The organism is Corynebacterium sp. HMSC070E08 (assembly GCF_001808895.1).
GTDB lineage: Bacteria > Actinomycetota > Actinomycetes > Mycobacteriales > Mycobacteriaceae > Corynebacterium > Corynebacterium hiratae.
In genome coordinates this window covers 53,280-67,784 of sequence record NZ_KV794791.1, presented here as the reverse complement: position 1 = coordinate 67,784, position 14,505 = coordinate 53,280, and the positions used below count along the sequence as shown (strand labels likewise).

General features: G+C 64.2%; 13 protein-coding genes, 1 tRNA gene and 1 pseudogene. 5 read left to right on the top strand and 10 right to left on the bottom strand.

Translation table 11 applies throughout. The features are described 5' to 3' along the window. Positions 1-481 (top strand): annotated as a pseudogene (locus tag HMPREF2526_RS10075) (DNA recombinase); the annotation flags it as partial. Here the strand turns inward: HMPREF2526_RS10075 and HMPREF2526_RS10070 are convergent. From HMPREF2526_RS10070 to HMPREF2526_RS10060, 3 genes are all read right to left on the bottom strand, one after another. Beyond that, positions 450-965: a ClbS/DfsB family four-helix bundle protein gene (locus tag HMPREF2526_RS10070; RefSeq protein ID WP_034969882.1), complete on the bottom strand. Its 516-nt coding sequence runs from the start codon at positions 963-965 to the stop codon at positions 450-452. The pseudogene HMPREF2526_RS10075 and the gene HMPREF2526_RS10070 overlap by 32 nt on opposite strands. A gap of 195 nt (positions 966-1,160) precedes the next feature. Then, a tRNA-Thr gene (locus HMPREF2526_RS10065) sits at positions 1,161-1,236 on the bottom strand. A gap of 102 nt (positions 1,237-1,338) precedes the next feature. Continuing rightward, positions 1,339-2,586 (bottom strand): DNA polymerase III subunit delta', encoded by a 1,248-nt coding sequence (locus HMPREF2526_RS10060; RefSeq protein ID WP_083295559.1) that lies wholly within the window; start codon positions 2,584-2,586, stop codon positions 1,339-1,341. Here HMPREF2526_RS10060 and HMPREF2526_RS10055 point away from each other — a divergent pair. Continuing rightward, a complete protein-coding gene (locus tag HMPREF2526_RS10055; protein ID WP_070547199.1) occupies positions 2,585-4,117 on the top strand; it encodes an adenylate/guanylate cyclase domain-containing protein in 1,533 nt (510 codons plus the stop codon). The two genes, HMPREF2526_RS10060 and HMPREF2526_RS10055, sit on opposite strands and share 2 nt — an antisense overlap. A gap of 33 nt (positions 4,118-4,150) precedes the next feature. Continuing rightward, positions 4,151-5,515: a DUF418 domain-containing protein gene (locus HMPREF2526_RS10050; RefSeq protein WP_083295558.1), complete on the top strand. Its 1,365-nt coding sequence runs from the start codon at positions 4,151-4,153 to the stop codon at positions 5,513-5,515. A gap of 544 nt (positions 5,516-6,059) precedes the next feature. On the opposite strand, the gene topA is transcribed toward HMPREF2526_RS10050, so the two are convergent. Next, the gene (topA, locus tag HMPREF2526_RS10045; protein ID WP_070547197.1) at positions 6,060-8,990 is read right to left on the bottom strand and encodes a type I DNA topoisomerase; all 2,931 of its coding nucleotides are present in this window, start codon (positions 8,988-8,990) and stop codon (positions 6,060-6,062) included. A gap of 201 nt (positions 8,991-9,191) precedes the next feature. On the opposite strand from topA, the gene HMPREF2526_RS10040 reads away from it, so the two are divergent. Then, positions 9,192-9,785 carry a DedA family protein gene (locus HMPREF2526_RS10040; protein ID WP_158397573.1) on the top strand — a complete coding sequence of 198 codons (594 nt, stop codon included), beginning with the start codon at positions 9,192-9,194 and terminating at the stop codon, positions 9,783-9,785. On the opposite strand, the gene HMPREF2526_RS10035 is transcribed toward HMPREF2526_RS10040, so the two are convergent. After that, the gene (locus HMPREF2526_RS10035; protein WP_010189920.1) at positions 9,782-9,985 is read right to left on the bottom strand and encodes a cold-shock protein; all 204 of its coding nucleotides are present in this window, start codon (positions 9,983-9,985) and stop codon (positions 9,782-9,784) included. The two genes, HMPREF2526_RS10040 and HMPREF2526_RS10035, sit on opposite strands and share 4 nt — an antisense overlap. A gap of 91 nt (positions 9,986-10,076) precedes the next feature. On the opposite strand from HMPREF2526_RS10035, the gene HMPREF2526_RS10030 reads away from it, so the two are divergent. Continuing rightward, the gene (locus HMPREF2526_RS10030) at positions 10,077-12,449 is read left to right on the top strand and encodes a DEAD/DEAH box helicase (RefSeq protein WP_070547196.1); all 2,373 of its coding nucleotides are present in this window, start codon (positions 10,077-10,079) and stop codon (positions 12,447-12,449) included. Here the strand turns inward: HMPREF2526_RS10030 and HMPREF2526_RS10025 are convergent. The 5 genes from HMPREF2526_RS10025 to HMPREF2526_RS13670 form a co-directional block, all read right to left on the bottom strand. After that, positions 12,446-12,790 carry an Rv3654c family TadE-like protein gene (locus HMPREF2526_RS10025; RefSeq protein WP_070547195.1) on the bottom strand — a complete coding sequence of 115 codons (345 nt, stop codon included), beginning with the start codon at positions 12,788-12,790 and terminating at the stop codon, positions 12,446-12,448. The genes HMPREF2526_RS10030 and HMPREF2526_RS10025 overlap by 4 nt on opposite strands. Next, complete coding sequence (locus HMPREF2526_RS10020) at positions 12,787-13,110, bottom strand: hypothetical protein (protein ID WP_070547194.1); 324 nt, start codon at positions 13,108-13,110, stop codon at positions 12,787-12,789. Before HMPREF2526_RS10020 ends, HMPREF2526_RS10025 begins: the two co-directional genes overlap by 4 nt. Continuing rightward, on the bottom strand, positions 13,110-13,298 hold the full coding sequence (locus HMPREF2526_RS10015) for a DUF4244 domain-containing protein (RefSeq protein ID WP_010189925.1): 189 nt from the start codon (positions 13,296-13,298) through the stop codon (positions 13,110-13,112). Before HMPREF2526_RS10015 ends, HMPREF2526_RS10020 begins: the two co-directional genes overlap by 1 nt. A gap of 90 nt (positions 13,299-13,388) precedes the next feature. Then, positions 13,389-13,946 carry a type II secretion system F family protein gene (locus HMPREF2526_RS10010; RefSeq protein WP_070547193.1) on the bottom strand — a complete coding sequence of 186 codons (558 nt, stop codon included), beginning with the start codon at positions 13,944-13,946 and terminating at the stop codon, positions 13,389-13,391. After that, positions 13,946-14,395, bottom strand: coding sequence for a type II secretion system F family protein (locus HMPREF2526_RS13670; protein ID WP_246819889.1), 450 nt, complete (start codon positions 14,393-14,395; stop codon positions 13,946-13,948). The genes HMPREF2526_RS10010 and HMPREF2526_RS13670 overlap by 1 nt, the downstream gene beginning before the upstream one ends. Positions 14,396-14,505 lie beyond the last annotated feature (110 nt).

The window sequence follows — 14,505 nt, the reverse complement described above, 5'->3', positions numbered from 1 at the left end:
GATATCAGGTGTCTACCAAACAGGGGTCAGGTCCTATCGCGGACAAAGCCACCTACCACAGGTCATCGACGCCATGTTTAATACAGACCAGCTCGAAGCGGAGTCCAAGCGCCTAGACGAGAAAATCCGCGCTCTTGCCAGCGAGATTGAATCATTGGTTGCAGAAAATCAGCGGGTAGCGCAAGACCAGGACCAATACCTCGCCCGCTACACCCAGCTAGAAGCGCGATACCAGAAAACCCTGGGCCGCAAACAAGCCATCGAGGCCGAGATTGCTGCCAAGAGTGCCAAGGCCACTGCGATCAAAACCGCCTACACCCAGTTGGCCGACAAGCCCATCCAGCATTTTCAACCATCCCAGTGGACAGCGCTTATCGACCATGCCGTTATCGGAGCCAACGAGATCCAGTTCGTCTTCAGAATCGGCACTGAAATCACCGTACCTATTGCTAGCAGGCTGCCAGTTTCTTCCACTTCCTGATTTTGGTGCGAAACGTCGTAAATGGCGCGACGGTGTTGATATGCACCCATTTCCACACCGGCCACGCCGACGGGGTGGAAGAAGCCCACGCACGCTGACCCGAACTAAACAATTCTGATTCGGTTAGACCGCCCACCATTTTGACTATCTCACCAAGCAGGATCTTGAACCTGTCGATCAAATCCTCAGTAGATACCTGCTCCCAGCGTTGGTAGAACGATTCATACAATCCGCCCAGTTGATTCCACTTAAAACCAGGTGCCGGAGTCACCACGTCAAGACCGGCTTGTTCGTCACGTTCCCAGCCGAGCAGTAATTCCATCCAGCCAAGCTGGTAGGCGATCATCTGCCGGGGCGTGCGGTCAACACCGTCAACCAGCCGGTCCCAACCATCGCCAGGAACGCCTACGAACTCGCCGATAAAAAGTTCGCCACGCTTAGTAATCTCTGCGGCTAGTTCATCGCCGGACGCATACGATCTCACCACACACCTCCTCGTGAAACGGCCTTAGGTTTAACGCTTCGTTAGCGCGTTAAACCCTGAATACGCATTTTACTAGGGCAAACAAGATACCCGCTAACGCAAAACCCAAACCCGCTAACGCAAGCGATTTTTCACACCCCCCCCTAAGCGATACTCGCTAACGCAAAAGGGTACTTATCAAATCCGACGTCTAAGTGGAGCCGCCTGCGAGAATCGAACTCGCGACCTTCTCATTACGAGTGAGATGCTCTACCGACTGAGCTAAGGCGGCACGATGCAGTGTGTATATGCACCGCCTGAGAGTTTAGCCTAGGCCTGGGCTGATAAAGAAATCGGGCTATCACCTGTAGTGTGCACGCAGCACACGTGCTGGTTAGCGCGCGCCACAGGCCAGGCGCAGGCGGCCCACCATGCCGTCGAAAGCCACCTGCGGGGTGACGTTCTGCGGCAGCTGCTCGCGGCAGGTGCGGATAGCGGACTGGGCGGCCAGCAAGCCGTCTTCGCTCACGCGCTGGGCAAGTTCGCCCGCCAGGCCCGCGAAGTCCGGGTGGGTCATCTCCACCTCAGCGCCGACTTTCAGCATGAGTGCATCGCGGTAAATACCGGCGAGATCCACGAGGGCGATGTCGAGGCCGTCGGAGATGCGTCGTTTAGCGCGCTTCTTGTGGAGCTCTTCCATATCCTTCAGCGCACTGCGGGCGTCGCGCTGCGCCTTCGTCGCGCCCTTGCCCTTAGCGCCGACGCCGAAGGATTGTTCAATCTTGGAGCGCTCCGCCTCCTCCGCCGCCGCGTGGGAGTCCTTGGCTTCCTTCTCAATAAACTTCAGCAGCGCTGTGACGGACTGAAAGGCCTGGGAGCCGTGGAAGACATCCTCGGCCAGGTTGATGGCCATGGCGCGGCGCTTCTGCGCGGCGGGGTCGTTGACCAGGTGCCGCGCACGGCCCACGTGGCGCAGGGTGGTCACGGCGGCCAGGCGCGCGTCATCCTCGGTAGCACCTTCGGCGACGAGCTGCTTGACGACGCCCTCCACACTCGGCGCCGGGATATACAGGTGCCGGCAGCGCGAGCGCAGCGTGACCGAGAAGTCCTCCGGGTCCTCCGAGGGCGCCACCATGATGATGACGGTGCGCTCCGGGGGCTCCTCCACGGTTTTGAGCAACGCGTTGGCGGCCTCGTTGCGCAGGCGGTCGGCCTTGTTGAAGATGACCACGCGCCACGGCGCCACGCTAGGCAGGCTGGCCGCGCGCCCGATAACCTCGCGGGCTTCACCGACGGTGATGAACTGCTCCTGCGGGTCCACGTAAACCAAGTCGGTGTGCTCCTGCTTGGCCAAGACGCTCTGGCAGGAGGGACAGCGCCCGCAACCGGGGTTGCCGTTCTCGTCGGCGGACGTGCACATGAGTGCTGCGGCGAAGCATTGCGCGGCCAGCGAGCGGCCGGCACCGGGAGGACCGGTAAAAAGCCAAGAGTGGCTCATCGCCCGCGGGTCGCCCTCACCGTGTGCCGCGCGGGCAGCACTGAGGATGGTGTGGGCGACGGAGGGGGCGTCGGCAAGCCTTTCTGCAACGCTTGATGTATTCACTCGCCCTAGCCTACTGGGATAACTAAAGTGAGTAATCATGAATAGACTGATGCGTGGCGCCCGCTGGTTATGGGGTACTCAATGGCCGATGTACGCCGCGCTCGTCCTTGGCTCCAACATCATCGGTGCCATTGCGATCATGACCTTCGTGGTCTTCTTTCTGCCCATGCCGGAGATCTCCGACTTCATCGCCCACACGCCCCATCTGTGGACCTATGGCACGTTATTCGTGACCTTCGCTGTCATCATTGGCATCGCGGTGACCCTGCGGCTGTTCCGGCCGGTGTTGGACTGGCAGCGCAGCCCCGATGATCATGACCCCAACATGGTGCGCAACTTAGTCCTGCGCATCCCGCTCTACCAAGCCGGGGTGGCCGCGGGTGTCTGGCTGGTGGGCATCCTTTTGGCGGTGATACTTGCGGGCCAGCACTCGGCGCGGCTGGCCATCGTCGTAGGCGTTTCTGCGACTTTGGCCGGCGGCCTCATCGTGCTCTTGACCTACCTGCAGGCGGAGCGCCTCGTGCGCCCCGTGGCGGCGGAGGCCGTGGCACGCCGCTTCGAGGATTCCACCCTGGAGCCGCCGATTAAGTACCGGCTGCTTTCCACGTGGCTCATGACCTCCGGCATCCCGCTCATCGGCATCATCTTGGTGCACCTGGGCCAGAAGATGGGGATGTTCACCGCCGATACCGCCGATATCATCCCCGCCATCATCGCACTGAGCATCACGGCGCTGGGCACGGGGCTTATCGGCACCATGTTCGCCATGATGAGCGTGGTGGATCCGATCCTGGAGCTGCAGGACGCCATCAACCGCGTGCGCCGCGGCGAGAGTGACGTCCAGGTGGACATCTACGACGGCTCCGAGCTCGGCGTTCTCCAGGCCGGCTTCAACGAGATGATGCGCGGCCTGCGTGAGCGCCAGCGCGTGCGCGATATCTTCGGCCGCTATGTCGGCACTGAGGTGGCACAGCGCGCCTTGGAGGAGCGCCCGGAGCTGGGCGGCGAAGACCGCAAGGTGGCTGTGCTGTTTATCGACGTCATCGGTTCCACCACCTTCGCTGTCAACCACACCCCGGAGGAGGTCGTGGAGGAGCTCAACAAGTTCTTCGAGCACGTCGTTGAGGTGGTGCACCGCAACAAGGGCATCATCAACAAGTTCCAGGGTGATGCCGCCTTGGCCGTCTTCGGTGCCCCGCTGACGGTCTACGACGCCAACTCCATGGCCTTGCAGGCCGCCCGTGAATTGCGCCAGGAACTGCGCGGGCTGCGGCTGCAGGCAGGCATCGGCGTGGCCGCGGGCCACGTGGTGGCCGGCCACATTGGTGGCGCGGATCGCTTTGAGTACACCGTTATTGGTGATGCCGTCAATGAGGCTGCACGCCTGACCGAGCTGGCCAAGGACACACCCGGCCAGGTGCTCACCAACTCCGCCACGCTACGCGGCGCTAACGAGGCCGAGCAGGCGCGCTGGACGCTGATGAAGTCTATCGAGCTGCGCGGGCGTCGTCGCATGACGCAACTGGCGCGCCCGATTCGCCCGACCCTGGCGGAGCGTGCCCTCGGATAAATAAGTCTTTGTGATTCTGGTAGCTTCGGGGCCATGCTCCAACAGCCACATCAGCCCCATCCGCCACGTCAGAATTCGAGTCCTCGCCTCCTCGTCCCCGACGTCGCCCGCGGCATGGCCCTGCTGGGCATTGCGCTGGCAAACGTCTGCACCGCGTGGATTATGAACGACGGCGATGGCCCCGATGCTTATTTCGGTGGCGTCGAGTCCCTCACGGACAAAATCTACGTGGTCTTTTCCGCCATGTTCATCCACGTGCGTGGCCTGCCGATGTTCTCCACGCTCTTAGGTTTTGGCGTGGGGCTTATTGCGATGAGCTTGTGGCGGCGAGGTTTCCCGCTTCGCCGCGCACAGGCCGTGCTGGCAAAACGCTATGGCTTTCTCGCCCTGTTCGGCGTCTTGCACTGCCTTTTCCTCTTTTCCGGCGACATCATGATCCTCTATGGCGCGATGGGCATGCTCATCGCACTGCTGCTTTCTTTCACCGACAAGCTCCTCATGCGCGTGGCCTACGGGCTCTGTGCGCTGCTGGTTGTGTCGGGCATCGGAATGGGTATTGGGGCCGCGTTCATCGATACCTCAGAATTCGATTTCAGCGGTTTTAGTGCCGCCGAATCCTACTGGGAGCTGCTGGGTGAACAAGCCATCATGGTCTGCGCCCAAGCTTTTTCCGTTCCCCTGACGGGAGCCTTGGTCCTTCCGGTGATGCTCGTAGGTTTCGTGTGGGCGCGCCGCGGAACCTTAGCCGGGGGCCATCGGCGCGAGCTGTGGGCGTGGACCCTTTTGGCCCTAGCCATCATCCTTTTCCTCGGCCTGCCCTGGGGCTTGTCGACGATTGGGGTGCTGGACCCAGCTCTGGCGGAACCCCTCAACGCAGCAAATAGCTGCATCGGCATGCTCACCGGGCCGGGCATCGTGGCGGCGGCGACACTTGCCCTAGAACCGCTGCAACGCCGTGGTGCGCGCCCGTGGTTCCTGTGGCCACTCATCGCGCTCGGTAAGCGCTCCATGACCGGCTACGTGCTGCAGTCCGTGTTCTTCCTGGCGCTGGTCTACCCCTTCACCCTCAACATTGGCCCCGAGTTCAGCGCCGCGGGCCAGGCAGCGCTGGCCGCCGGAGTGTGGCTGGCCACACTCCTCATCGCCTGCGCGCTCGAGGCCGCAGGCAAGCCCGGGCCCTTCGAATGGGTGCACCGCCGCTTGTCTTATGGCACGACGATGCGCCCGGAATTAGGTGCTGCGTCTAGCCCCGCGCCAGCCCATCCACCAGCAGCACCAGGCCTACCGTCTGGGCCGCCGACTGCGCCGCATCCAGGACTCGGCCACGCAGGCCCGCATCCTGGCGCTGCTCAGCCGGGTTCAGGACCGTCAGCGCCTCAGAGGCCAGAAGCAGGTTAGCACCGTGGCTCAGCCCCTGCGTGGCTTGGTCTGCGCGGAGCTTCTCATCACCTGCTAGCGCGGAGAGCGCAGCCGCCGGGATTCCAGCAACAGCCGTGGCAAGGCGCTCGCCACGGCTGCGGGCTAGTGCAACGCCCGCGGCCCACGCCCCGGCGCGCAGGCCCCAGCCGGCCGCGTCGTTGCGCGCGCCGCGCAGCGCCCACGCGAAGAAAGCGTATTGCACGCTCACGCAGGTTACGCCGAACGTTGTTGGCTCACCGCGCTTGGCGGCTTGGCCCAGGGACGCGGCGATGAGCCCCACTCGGGTCTCCGGTGCGCAGTCCGAGCGCAAGGCCAGCAGCACGGGTACAGCGGCGGTCGTGGCCGTACCGAGCGTGCGCCACTTAAACAGGCGTGACCAGACAGCAGTCTCCCCCGCAGCAAGCGCACCGAGGGTGAAGTGATCGCGGCCAGTAAAGGCCGGGCCCGCCGCACCCAGGAGGGCCTCCGTGCCCTCCTGGGTGCGGGCCACCATGTCGCGGGCGAAGCTGGTCTTCATATTCGGCTACTTCCTGCGCGATCCGGCCTTGACCACGTTCTTGGTGCCCGGCGAAGGTTTCTTCGTGGCCTTCTTGGTCGACTTTTTCGTAGCCTTCTTGGTCGATTTCTTAGTCGACTTCTTGGTGCTCTTCTTCGTCGACTTCTTAGCCCCACCGTTCGCGGCATCCTTGGCGCGACGCTCGGAAAGGAGCTCGTTCGCGCGGGCGTCGGTAAGCTGCTCCGGATCGTCGCCGCGGCGCAGCGAGGCATTCGTCGTGCCGTCGGTGACGTACGGGCCAAAGCGACCGTCCTTGACCGTCATCGGCTTACCGGAGACGTCGTTATCACCCAGCTGCTTAATCGGCGGCTGCGCGGCCGCACGGCCGCGGCGCTTCGGCTCCGCGTAGATGCGACGCGCCTCATCCAAGGTGATGGAGAAGATCTGCTCCTCCTTGGCCAAGGAACGCGAATCCTTGCCCTTCTTCAGGTACGGGCCATAGCGGCCGTTCTGCGCGGTGATGACCTCGCCGTCCGAGGGGTCCACGCCCACCTCACGCGGCAGGCTCAACAACTTGAGTGCTTCCTCCAGCGTGACGCTGGACGGCTCCATCGAGGCAAAGAGCGAGGCCGTGCCCGGCTTCAGCTTCTCCTCAACGTACTCAGCAATGCGCTTTTCCTTCTGTTTCGCCGCGGTCTTGGTCTCCCAGTTCTTGGCGCGCTTGCCCTCGGCCGCGCGCTGGGCGTCCTCCGCAGCGCGCTCTTCCTTAACGATCTCCTCGGCCTCGGCCTCGGCCTTCTCGCGCTCATCGTCACGCACCTGCTCGGTCACGTAGGGGCCGAAGCGGCCCTCCTTGGCCACGATGGTGCGGCCATTCTCCGGGTTCTGGCCCAGCTCGCGCCCGCCCTGCGGGGTGGCGAAGAGCTTCTCCGCCAAAGCTTCATTGAGCTCATCCGGGGTGACCGTCTCCGAGAGGTTGGCGCGCTGGTACTCCACCGTGCCATCCTCGTTGGTGCCCACGGCGCGCTCGATATACGGCCCATAGCGGCCCACGCGCACGAAGACATCGCGGCCCTCCGCGTCGGTGTAGAGACGCAGCGAGTTGACCTGGCGGGCGTCGATGGCCTCCAGGTTGATGTCCACCAGGGACTTCAGGCCGCCGTGGCGGGCGATGGATGCGGCCTTCCGCTCGCCGGCCTCCGTGTTTCCGAAGTAGAAGTTATTCAGCCAATCCGTGCCGTTCTCCGAGCCGGCCGCAATGGCATCGAGCTCATCCTCCATGGAGGAGGTGAAGTCATAGTCCACCAGCTCGGTGAAGTTATTCTCCAGCAGGCCCACCACCGCGAAGGCAACCCACGAGGGCACCAGCGCGTTGCCGCGGGAGAGCACGTAGCCGCGGTCCTGGATGGTCTTGATGATGGAGGCGTACGTCGACGGGCGCCCAATGCCCAAATCTTCCATCTTCTTAACCAAGCTGGCCTCGGTGTAGCGCGCCGGCGGGTTGGTGGAGTGGCCGTCGGCAGTAACCGCGGACGTTGTCAGCGTGTCGCCCTCGTTGAGGTGCGGCAGGCGCGACTCTTCCTTCGACCCCTTCGCCGCCACGTCCTCGTAGGCCTTGAGGAAGCCCGGGAAGGTAATCGTGCGGCCGGTGGCGGAGAAGTCGGCGTCGTGGCCGCCGGCGTTGACGGTCGCAGTCACCTTCATCGAGGTTCCCTTGGCATCGGCCATCTGGGAGGCGACGGTGCGCTTCCAAATCAGCTCGTAGAGCTTGTACTCCTCGGCGTCGAGCTGCCCGGCCAGCTGGCCCGGGGTGGCAAAACGCTCACCGGCGGGACGGATGGCCTCGTGGGCCTCCTGGGAGTTCTTCACCTTACGGTCGTAAGTGCGCGGCCCGTCGGCCACAAACTCGGCGCCGAAAATGGACGTCGCCGCCTCACGTGCCGCGTCCAGGCCCTGCTTGGACAGGGAGGGCGAGTCGGAACGCATATAGGTAATGTGGCCGTTCTCGTAGAGGCGCTGCGCAATGCGCATCGTGCGCTCCGAGGTGTAGTGCAGGCGCCGGCCGGCCTCCTGCTGCAGAGTCGACGTCATAAACGGCGCGGAAGGCTTGCGCGAATAGGGCTTGTGCTCGACGCTAGCCACGGTCATGGTGGAGCCTTCCAGCGCGCTGGCCAGCTGCTCCGCCTGGGCCTGCTTGACGACGACCACCTCGTCGCTCTTCAGCTGACCCCTATCGTTGAAGTCGCGGCCCGCGGCCACGCGTTTGCCGTCGAGGGCGCTCAGGCGTGCGTCGAAATCCGGCGTGGACGTCAGCGTTGCCGTGAGATCCCAGTACTCGGCGGGGATGAACGCCATGCGCTCGCGCTCGCGCTCGACGATGACGCGGGTGGCCACGGACTGCACGCGGCCAGCCGACAGGCGCGGCATAACCTTCTTCCACAGCACCGGGGAGACCTCGTAGCCGTAGAGGCGGTCGAGAATGCGGCGGGTTTCCTGGGCGTCGATGAGGTTTTCATCGAGCTCACGGGTGTTTTCCGCGGCCTCCAGGATGGCGGACTTGGTGATCTCGTTGAAGACCATGCGGCGCACCGGCACCTTGGGCTTGAGTACTTCCAGCAGGTGCCAGGCAATGGCCTCGCCCTCGCGGTCGGGGTCTGTTGCGAGGTAGAGCTGATCGCACTGCTTCAGCTTGGCCTTGAGGTCAGCGACCTTCTTCTTCTTGTCCTGGCTGATGACGTAGAGCGGGGTGAAGTTATCCTCCGGGTTCACACCGAGGCGCGCCCAGGATTCCTTCTTATATTTGGCGGGGACGTCGGCAGCGCCGCGGGGAAGGTCCCGGATGTGGCCGACGGAGGCCTCAACAATGTACTTATCGCCGAGGTAAGGCTGAATCTTCTTCGCCTTGGTTGCTGACTCGACGATGACCAGGGTCTTCCCCGGGCCGGTAGCTTCTGCCACTTCGACTTCATCCCTTCCGATGGCTAGTCCTCTGCTGGGCAATTGCCCCTAGAGTACACAGATAGAGGTTCACTCTAGTTATTCAGGCCAGTACACGTCCACACAACAGGGGGTCTATACTGGCCGTCCGAGGATTCGCCTCACAGCACACAACCGGGAGACAGCGTGATTGCGTCTATTACTGCATGGTTCGAGGTCATCATGGCCACACAGTGGATTTATCCGCTGGTGGGCTCGCTGATTTTCCTCGACTGCTTCTTCCCCGTTTTGCCTTCAGAGGTTCCCCTCAACATGGTGGGCGCCTGGTCTGGTTCCCAAGGATTCCCCCACCTCCCCACCATGTTTTTCGTCGCCATGGTTGCCGCCATTTTGGGGGATAACTTGTGCTTCCTCCTAGGAACCCGGCTCATTGCTCTTATTAATAGAGCCCAAAAGGGCACGAAGGCTTATGACGCCTTGACGTGGGTCAAGCGCAACATTCGACGCAGCGGCGGCGCGGCCATCATCATTGCGCGTTTCATCCCCTCGGCCCGGCTCTTCATGACGATTCTGCTGGGTTCCATGCGCTACCCGTGGGTACTGTTTTTCTTCTTCGACACCATCGGCGTCCTGCTGTGGGTGGCACAGGCTCTAGCCATTGGTTATCTCGGCGGCGTGGCCTTCTCCGGCTCGCCGGCAATAGCCATGCTCATTTCCATCATCGCCGCCGTCATCATCGGCTACGGCCTGCAGAAGGGACAGAATAAGCTGCTGGAGTGGTGGGATACCCGGCGCGGCTATGCCGAATCCCCCTAAACCACCTCGACGTTGGTGGCCTGCTGGCCTTTAGCGTCTTCCCCAATCTCAAAGGAGACGCGCTGGTTATCTTCGAGGGTGCGGAAGCCGGTTCCTTGGATTTCGGTGTAGTGCACGAAGATGTCGCCGGAGCCGTCCTCCTGCTCAATGAAGCCGTAGCCTTTTTCGGCGTTGAAGAACTTGACGGTACCGTATGCCATGATGAGTTGTCCTTTGCGGAAATAAATTAATGCAAACTAGTGCACTAGTGTGCCACGTTTGGACACCTGCAGCAGATTAGTGGAGGCAAGCGTGAGTGAGAACCCTCTGGGTGAGGAGCTCGTCGAGCACCTCGTTGAGCGTTTCCCCGAGTCCGAGCTAACGCACTCCACCACCCTGCCCGCCCAGCCAGCGAGCTATGCCGAGTGGCCCGAGTGGGTCCTGCCGGAGTTGCGGGCGGCGTTGGAGGAGCAAGGCGTCGCCAAGCTCTATGCCCACCAGGTCGCCGTGGCACAGGCCGCGTGGGAGGGGCGCGATGTGGTGGTCTCCACCGGCACGAGTTCCGGAAAGTCCCTGGGTTATCGTCTGCCCATCCTGTCCCGCCTGGCGGAGGACCCGACCGCGTGCGCGCTCTACATCACGCCGACGAAGGCGCTGGGTTCGGACCAGCTGCGCACGGTGCTCGAGCTCACGCAGAGCATCGCTGCGCTTCACGACGTCCACCCCGCCCCCTACGACGGCGATACCCCCACCGAAGCGCGCGCCGGCATCCGCGATCAGGCGCGGTTCATCTTTTCCAACCCGGACATGATTCATTCTTCTCTGCTGGGCGCGCACCAGCGGTGGGCGCGGGTGCTGCGGCACTTGAAGTTCATCGTGATTGATGAGGCGCATGCCTACCGCGGGGTTTTCGGGGCGAACGTGGCACTCGTGGTGCGGCGTTTGCTGCGGCTGTGCGCACACTACGGTTCGCGGCCGGTGGTTATTGCGGCTTCGGCGACCATGCGGGATCCCGCCCGGCATGCCGCGCGGCTGACGGGGCGCGAGTTTCTCCCTGTAACCGAGGATGGCGCGCCGACGGGTGCGCGGACGGTCGCGCTGTGGGAGCCGGGCTTCATGGAGGGTATCGAGGGACAAAACGGCGCTCCTGTGCGCCGCGCCGCCACGACGGAAGCGGCCTGGATGATGGCCGCGCTGGTGGCGCAAGGTGCTCGGACGTTGACCTTTGTGCGCTCACGGCGCGCGGCGGAGACCACAGCGCTGCGGGCAGCAGAGGAGCTCTCCGGGAGGCTGGGCCGGCCGGATTTCGCGCGCCGGATTGCCGCCTACCGCGCGGGGTATCTGGCCGAGGACCGCCGCGCGCTGGAGCAGGCACTGGATGATGGCTCCCTGCTCGGCGTGGCCACCACCTCGGCTTTGGAGCTGGGCATCGACGTCGGCGGACTGGATGCCGTGGTCACTGCTGGGTTCCCGGGTACGGTTGCTAGCTTCTGGCAGCAGGCCGGGCGCGCGGGCCGCCGTGGCCAGGGCTCGCTGGTGGTGTTGGTGGCCCGCGATGAACCGATGGACACCTACCTGGTTCACCACCCAGAGGCATTGTTGGGCCGACCGGTGGAGGCCAGCGTGTTCAACCCCGCCAACCCCTACATCCTGGCCGGGCACGTGTACTGCGCGGCGGTGGAGAAGCCGCTGACAGATGCCGACGTAGCCGCCTTCCGCGCCGAAGCCGTGGTCCACGACCTAGCCCAGCAGGGCCTGCTGCGCCGGCGCCCGCAGGGCTGGTTCGCCGCTCCCCTGCCGGCTGGCTCCAGCGAGCTCACCCCGGAGACCGCTCACACGGCCGTCTCGCTGCGGGGTGGCTCGGGCGAGGAGGTCATGATTGTGGATTCCTCCGACGGCCGCCTGCTCGGCACCATCGATTCAGCCCGCGCGGTGAGCCAGGTGCATCCCGGCGCGGTGTACCTGCACCGTGGTGAGAGCTTCGTCATCGAGGAACTTCACCTCGGCGGCGCTGGTGGCGCAGCTCCCGCCGAACCGGGAGTGGCACTCGCCGTACCGAAGACGCCGGACTACACCACGCAGCCGAAGTCCACGACGGACATCCGCATCCTGCGCGAAGCCGATGACCTGGTGAACTACGCCCCCGGCCTGTGGGTGGCCAGCCTGGAGGTCGAGGTGACCGACAAAGTCACCGGCTACCAGGTACGGCTTCCCGATGGCTCCGTGGGCGAGGATATCCCCCTTGACCTGCCGGAGCAGCGCCTGGTGACCCGAGCGGTGGCCTACACCATCGATCCGCTGGCACTCGCAGCGATGGGAGTCACCGCCGGGCGCACCCCGGGCACCCTCCATGCGGCCGAGCACGCCGCCATTGGGTTGCTGCCGCTCATTGCCACCTGCGACCGCTGGGACATCGGCGGCGTGTCCACCGCGCAGCACGCCGATACGGGCTTGCCCACGGTCTTCGTCTACGACGGCCACCCCGGCGGCGCCGGCTTCGCCGAGGAAGGTTTCCGCCGATTCCCCGAGTGGATCAAGGCCACCTTTGAGGCCGTGCGCTCCTGCCCCTGCGAGTCCGGCTGCCCGTCGTGCGTGCAATCCCCCAAATGCGGCAACGGCAACAACCCACTGGACAAGGCAGGCGCTGTGGCACTGCTCGGCGCGCTGGTAACCATGACCTCTTAGACCGGACCGGCGCGGGCGATGGCGCTGCGCCCGCGCATCTGGGCGGTCACCTCAACGTCGCTCCCATCGATGACGCAGGAGCCGAGTTCCGCGCCGTTGAGCGCGGCAATCTCCTCAGCCTTCGTGCAGGCGTCCCTGCCCTTGGCCACCTCCCACGCGCCGGCCACCGCGGCCAGATCCGCCGCCACCTGCGCTTCGTGCCGTGCCACAACGAGCGAAGCAACCGCCGCAACCGCCAGCAACAGAGAAGCCACTGCGGCGATGATCCCGGCGGTGACGACAGTGGCATAGCCCTCCTCGCCCGCCGGGATCCTTCCCCAGCTGCGCTGATGACGACTCATGGCTGCGCCCCTGCGGCCCCACCGGCTGCCATCTCCGCGGGAAACACCGCCTGCGCGTGCATGGTCCCCAGCGGTGCCGGCACGGCGGCCTCAGCGGTTATAAGCCCAGAGCCTTCGCTCACGGTCACCGTCACTCCATCGCGCTGAAAGTCCACGCCGATGGCGGCGGAGCGAGCTGCAGCGCCTGCGGCGTCAACGGCAGCGAGGTGGGCCGACAACGTGGCGATGCCACCCACGATTCCCGCGGCGACGATGACGAGCGCGGACAGCGACAGAGCCGCCTCGATGGTGACGGAGCCGGCGTCATCAAGCGCGCGCATTAGCCTGGGGTGTTAGACAGGGCGTCGGTGATGATGGACGTAATGGCGCTGGTAACTTCGCCGCCATTGACCACGGCATAGAGAACCGCGGCAAGCGCTGCGGCCGCGAGCGAACCCATAGCATATTCAATCGTGGACATCCCATCATCATTAGCTAATAGTGACTGGTAGTTTACCTTTTTCTGCATGGTTAACCTATCTTTCTTTCCTGTGTTTGTGTAGGTTGCGTGTGCTGAGTTGGTGAGTGGTTAGTTGAACGGTTGGTTGTATGTGCTGACTTAGAAGAGTTGCTGGCCCAAGCTGATGAGAACAGGTATCAACCCAAGGACCAGGAAAGCGGGAAGGAAGCACACTGCCAGCGGCGCTGCGATGAACACACCAGCGCGCTCCGCCCGCGCGGTCGCTTGTGCCGAAGCTTCGGCACGCAGCTGCGCCACCAACCGGTGGCACCCAGTTGCCATGGCTGCGCCCGATTCGCCGGACAGCTGCGTAAGCCGCACCAGCTCTTCCAAATACGGCTGGCTGGCCAACGCCGACCACGCGGTACCCATGGGAACCCCCACCCCGATAAGCGCCGCTGCCTCTGACCACCGCGGCGAGGCTTCAGCGACAGCTAGCACGGCACTGCGCGTGGAGAGACCGGCCTCCAGGCACGCGGCGAAGAGCTCCAGGTCGCTGGCGGCATCGAGCGCACTATAGTCCGCCGCTGGACCATCGCGCGGCGTCTTCGGACGCGGTGTGCGTGAGCCCGACTGCGCGATCCGCCCGGACGGTGCGGAAACGGTAACAGCGAGTGCCGCGGCCATTAATGCAGCGGAGACATAAGTCAAGACCATCACTGCGCCGCCTTCCGCAGAATGAGGCGTGACCAGGCAAAGCCGGCGCAGACGAGGGCCACGCCGACGTCGAGAAGCACGCCCCCAAGGCCACCGCCGAGCAAGAACCCTAGGGAATCCGCGCCCATCGCCCCGCCCATAAGGATGCCCGCCAGTGGCAGGCACGCCAGGATGACCGCGGTGGCCTGTGGCCCTTGTAAGGAGGCGGCGGTCTCACCGGCATGGCGGCGCGCAGTATCCAGCTGGCTTTGGGCCTGCTCGATGAGGTTCGCCAACGCCACGCCATGACGCCCCGAGAGCGTGAGCAGCGCTGCATAGCGCGCAACCTCCGGTGCATTGAGAGCAACCGCAGGTGAGCCGCCTTGTGCTGCGAGACCCGCGGCCGTGCTCAACGCAGCGCGGAGATTCTCCGGAGTGGAGTCAGGAAGGGCATCTGCACCCCGACGCAACGCCCCCGCCGTTGTCGATCCTGCTCTTAGCTCAGCGGCAACCGAACCAAAGTAGGAAGCGAGCGCCTCCGCGCCATGACGCTCGCGCCGGGCTGCTGCCAGATCATTGG

What these genes read in the sequence shown, in the direction of transcription:
- HMPREF2526_RS10055 (WP_070547199.1), top strand. Translation starts at nt 2,585, where the DNA reads ATGAATAGACTGATGCGTGGCGCCCGCTGGTTATGGGGTACTCAATGG.
- HMPREF2526_RS10060 (WP_083295559.1), bottom strand. Translation starts at nt 2,586, where the DNA reads ATGATTACTCACTTTAGTTATCCCAGTAGGCTAGGGCGAGTGAATACA.
- HMPREF2526_RS10050 (WP_083295558.1), top strand. Translation starts at nt 4,151, where the DNA reads ATGCTCCAACAGCCACATCAGCCCCATCCGCCACGTCAGAATTCGAGT.
- HMPREF2526_RS10040 (WP_158397573.1), top strand. Translation starts at nt 9,192, where the DNA reads ATGGCCACACAGTGGATTTATCCGCTGGTGGGCTCGCTGATTTTCCTC.
- HMPREF2526_RS10035 (WP_010189920.1), bottom strand. Translation starts at nt 9,985, where the DNA reads ATGGCATACGGTACCGTCAAGTTCTTCAACGCCGAAAAAGGCTACGGC.
- HMPREF2526_RS10025 (WP_070547195.1), bottom strand. Translation starts at nt 12,790, where the DNA reads ATGAGTCGTCATCAGCGCAGCTGGGGAAGGATCCCGGCGGGCGAGGAG.
- HMPREF2526_RS10020 (WP_070547194.1), bottom strand. Translation starts at nt 13,110, where the DNA reads ATGCGCGCGCTTGATGACGCCGGCTCCGTCACCATCGAGGCGGCTCTG.
- HMPREF2526_RS10015 (WP_010189925.1), bottom strand. Translation starts at nt 13,298, where the DNA reads ATGCAGAAAAAGGTAAACTACCAGTCACTATTAGCTAATGATGATGGG.
- HMPREF2526_RS10010 (WP_070547193.1), bottom strand. Translation starts at nt 13,946, where the DNA reads ATGGTCTTGACTTATGTCTCCGCTGCATTAATGGCCGCGGCACTCGCT.